The sequence below is a fragment of the Planktothrix sp. FACHB-1355 genome (genome assembly GCF_014748295.1).
Taxonomy (GTDB): Bacteria; Cyanobacteriota; Cyanobacteriia; order Cyanobacteriales; family Aerosakkonemataceae; genus Aerosakkonema; species Aerosakkonema funiforme_A.
The window spans coordinates 1-2522 of the sequence record NZ_JACJUP010001023.1 but is presented as its reverse complement, the minus strand read 5'-3'; the positions used below and the strand labels follow the sequence as shown (position 1 = coordinate 2522).

The 2522-nt window shown below is 48.9% G+C and carries 5 protein-coding genes; 2 read left to right on the top strand and 3 right to left on the bottom strand.

Annotated features, from left to right (window positions below; genetic code table 11):
- Window positions 1–239: hypothetical protein (locus tag H6S82_RS33110; protein ID WP_206756907.1), on the top strand; the 239-nt coding region annotated here is incomplete at its 5' end.
- A gap of 3 nt (window positions 240–242) precedes the next feature.
- Here the strand turns inward: H6S82_RS33110 and psbU are convergent.
- Window positions 243–680: a photosystem II complex extrinsic protein PsbU gene (gene psbU, locus H6S82_RS28455; RefSeq protein ID WP_190468432.1), complete on the bottom strand. Its 438-nt coding sequence runs from the start codon at window positions 678–680 to the stop codon at window positions 243–245.
- On the opposite strand from psbU, the gene H6S82_RS28450 reads away from it, so the two are divergent.
- Entirely contained in the window at window positions 679–837 is a 159-nt protein-coding gene (locus H6S82_RS28450; protein WP_190468428.1) for a hypothetical protein, read from the top strand. The two genes, psbU and H6S82_RS28450, sit on opposite strands and share 2 nt — an antisense overlap.
- A gap of 37 nt (window positions 838–874) precedes the next feature.
- Here H6S82_RS28450 and H6S82_RS28445 read toward each other — a convergent pair whose 3' ends face one another.
- Window positions 875–1873: an FHA domain-containing protein gene (locus H6S82_RS28445; RefSeq protein WP_190468425.1), complete on the bottom strand. Its 999-nt coding sequence runs from the start codon at window positions 1871–1873 to the stop codon at window positions 875–877.
- A gap of 114 nt (window positions 1874–1987) precedes the next feature.
- On the bottom strand, window positions 1988–2522 hold a 535-nt coding region (locus tag H6S82_RS28440), incomplete at its 5' end, for a DUF3120 domain-containing protein (protein ID WP_191057118.1).

The following is a 2522-nucleotide window of genomic DNA, read 5'->3' as shown; positions in this document are numbered from 1 at the left end:
GCCAAAAATATCGATCGACAGAAGCTAGAGGGCTGGGGATTGCAGAATGGGAAATGCCGACTGGGGCATTGCAAATTTTAAATTCCAGATTTGAGATTGAATTCCATCTCAAATCTGAAGTCTGCAATTTTAAATTATCCTGGGAACTCCTAAGACAACCCAGACACGGAAAAGCCCGATCTCCGACACACCTCGTTTCCTTCCAGCCTCTGTACGATCCTCTGTACGATCGGGCCTGAAAATTAACGATAGATACCGTTGTTAATCCGGTCGTCACCTTCTACCATCGCGGCTTCGATATCCGTCACAGTAAACTTGTCCAGCCGAGCTTGCAGAAGTTCTTTCTGCCGATCGCTCAGTCCGGCAATTGCCAGCACATCCTCAACTTTTTCGTAAGGAGCGTTTTGGACAATTTTTCCAGCTAGGTTCGGATAAAATCCGGGGAATTGCCGGAAAGCCCGCACATTGGTGTTGTTTAAATCTATTTTTCCGCCCATTTCGCCCAGCTTAGCGTCAACCTTATTCCCCAGAACTTCTCCCGTCTCTGCCGCCAAGATCGGCCCTGAACGTAACGCGACACCAGTCAAAGAAGCCGCCATCGCATCATGAGATTGCCCCAGCCATCCGAAGCAACCCAATACCAGAACAAACATCATCAGCAAGCGCAGCAATCGTTTCATGAATAAAAACCTCCCTACAAAAGCAGATGGAAATCCACACACAGCTTCTAACAAAGATAATTATCTGGCTTTTGACGTTTTCTCACCAGTCAAGCAGGCAATTAGTAGGAGCGTTGAGATCGCGCTCCAAAACAAGACCCTTGCAGGCCAAGTTTAGTTTTTCACACTAATGGTTTCGTTGTAAACCAACAGTATCATTGATTTTGGGGCTGGGTTTGCAACAAAGTATCCAAGTTGGCAAACGTGCCTGCATAAGTTAGCGTCGGCTTATCGTAGCCCTTCAGATGGACAGTATATTGCTTGAAACCAGATTGGTCGATCCCCAATGGCAACAGATATTTATAAGTAGTTTCCCCCAAGGCAACATCCAGGCGTAGTTCCTTGGTGGAAGATTCCAGGCGAAAAGCAGCATTGACCGTATCGCCCAAAGCAGTATAGTCGGGTCGATCGCCACTTCCCGTATTGCCTACCATCGCATACCCCGTATTAATTCCCGCCCCTATTCGCAACGGGAACGGTAAAGAATACTGGGCGTGCAACTCCTCCGTCATTTTGTGGAGATCGCTGAGCGCATTGCAAATGCCGGTCATCTCTTGATCGGAGATACCTCGGCTACCGTGAAACCAAACCGCCATGATCGCATCGCCGATATATTTGTCCACCCAGCTGCCGTGTTCCCGAATAATGCTGCCGGAATGACGAAACCAGGTACCAATCAACTCGGAAAGAATTTTTTCGTCAAGTTGTCTGGTTAAAACGGTGAAGTCGCGGATATCCACCACCATCACCGAGATCAGACGGCGAACGTGTAATGTGGATGTCGCCGTCAACTCATCCGAGTGCGAACTGGTGGAAGAGTTAGCCTGGTAGCTGACGGTGGGAGAGAAAAATTCCAATTCAGTTTGACCGAAGGTTAGGTTATCGCCATGCTTTAAGGTTACGGGTACGCTTACCCGTCGCCCATTCACAAACGAGCCATTGCGGCTACCAAGATCGATTAGATAAAATTCCCCGGTTTCCATACTTTGTAACATCGCATGGTTACGAGAAATCCACCGATCTGGTATCACAAAATTGTTGTCATCGCTGCGACCGATAGTCCAGCAATGACTGCCCACTAATGGGAGATAGCGATTCCCGGAATCGGTCCGAAGTAAAAGATATGGAGTAGTAGTGGGTTGCAACGTCACCACAGATAAAAGAAGCGACGAAGAGCCAGTTAGAGTCTCAAACGTCGATAGCAATTAAGGTATCTAAAGCGCCTGTCATACCTCCTAAGAGCGATTCTTTTAGCAAGACAAGCTCGCTCAGGCGGCTGAGGCGACTAACCAAAACAGGCTATCTACAAAAATTGTACTCAACACTGCTCCACTAAACGCCCACCAGTGTAGCTGTCCGGAGCGTAAGGGTAAAGTACCCGTGACTAAAAGAACTCCAGCAAGTACTCCCGCCCATACGATCCCCCAAGGTGTCTGCACCTGCGCGATCGCATTTTGTAAAATTGGTGTCGCCAACGCTGGGTCTACCTGCATTAACTGTCGCCAGGAAGGGATCAGATCGACTGCGTAAAAGTATATGTCTGTCACCGCCGTGCCAAACAGGGAACCTAAATAAAATAAGCTACCCACTTTCCAGATGTTCCGCCCCGCACACCAAAGCGCTAACGGCAGACAAATGGCTTCGATCGGCAGGTGGATCAGAGGTTCCCAGCGCCACCAGCCCCAATAAATCGATCCCGCTAACCAACTCCAGCTGAATCCCAGCAGCAAGTCTCCCCATATTTGGGTTTCCCGACGCCTCATCAGCCCGAAACTCAATCCCACCCAGCCAGCAGTTAACACT